Source organism: Paenibacillus sp. MZ04-78.2, assembly GCF_024213375.1.
Lineage (GTDB): Bacteria > Bacillota > Bacilli > Paenibacillales > NBRC-103111 > Paenibacillus_G.
The window spans coordinates 1-1,257 of the sequence record NZ_JANAVJ010000112.1; the positions used below are offsets into that span (position 1 = coordinate 1).

The following is a 1,257-nucleotide window of genomic DNA, read 5'->3' on the forward strand; positions in this document are numbered from 1 at the left end:
CACGCCTGTTGATTAACCAGAATCAGGAAGCCGAAAATTGAAAAAAGGACGCTCTTTCGATAAAATCAATTCCACCACAGAAGTTGATTTGAAAGAGGCGACCTCATGAAAAAGTCTACCACGTTCACCAAGTTAGTTCAAACACTATTGACCGAAGAAGATGTGAAGCAAATTTTGCAAGAATTGAAATACGAAGATACAGCCAGCAAGTTTACAGCCAGTCAGCTTCTCTTATTCTTTATGCACGCTGCCTTAGGACAGTGGGACAGCTATCGGTCCGGTGTAGGAAAAGCAGTCACCAGCGGTCTTATTCGCGTTTGCTATTCCTCTTTTTCTTCCAAAGCAAGCGATGTGCCGTATGAGCTTTTTAAGCGATTATTTCATCGACTTCTTTCCAAATGCAACCGTGCAACCAAGCGTCATCTTGGCATTCCGAAGAACCTTTTGCTCGTCGATTCGACAACCATTACCGTAGGAAAAACACGACTCCCTTGGGCCTTGTTTCATGGAGAACGTGCGGGTATTAAGCTGCATGTTGCTTTTGCCGTGGCCACGGAGCAACCTGTTCAAGTGATCGAAACCGTTGGCTCCGCTCATGATGGTCCTATTGGTGAACAGCTTGGAGACAAAGACTACATTCTCGTCAATGACCGCGCTTACGGAAAAATCAAGCGATTCGACCACTATGTGCGGGAGAACCAATATTTTGTCACACGAATCAAAGAAAATATAACGCTCGTAAAACCGCGTTCGTTAAAGCGAGAATCCGCTGAAAACTCGAATGTCGTGGAGGATATGACTTGTTATCTGGGAACCCCTCAAAGTCAATCGCAGCTTCGTCATCGCGTCGTCATTTTTAAAGACGACTACGGTCACGAAATTCGAGTTGCCACCAATCTCAAGCACCTGTCTGCCGAGCAAATTGCCGATATGTACAAGGCAAGATGGGGCATCGAAGTTTTCTTCCGATGGATCAAGCAAAACTTGAATGTCCCTGTTCTGTTTGGAACCACGAAAAATGCCGTATTCAACCAGTTGTTCGCTGCACTCATGACGTATGTCGTCCTGAGATGGCTATATGACCATTCCAAATCGCTCATCATCGCTTGCAGGTCCATGCCACTTATCCGATTTAAGGAACTCATGCAAGAGAATCAATTGCAGGCGGAATGGCTTATTGCTGTTACTAGGATTCTGGATAAATACGTCTATTTGTCGCGTCTTGATAACCCAAAAGTTGGTTAATCAACAGGCGTG

The 1,257-nt window shown here is 45.1% G+C and carries 1 protein-coding gene; it reads left to right on the plus strand.

Going from position 1 to position 1,257, the window contains the following annotated elements:
• Window positions 1–105 precede the first annotated feature (105 nt).
• Complete coding sequence (locus NLX71_RS26245) at window positions 106–1,245, plus strand: IS4 family transposase (RefSeq protein WP_254366755.1); 1,140 nt, start codon at window positions 106–108, stop codon at window positions 1,243–1,245.
• Window positions 1,246–1,257 lie beyond the last annotated feature (12 nt).

Coding starts and splice junctions, on each gene's coding strand:
- NLX71_RS26245 (WP_254366755.1), top strand. CDS start 106: ATGAAAAAGTCTACCACGTTCACCAAGTTAGTTCAAACACTATTGACC.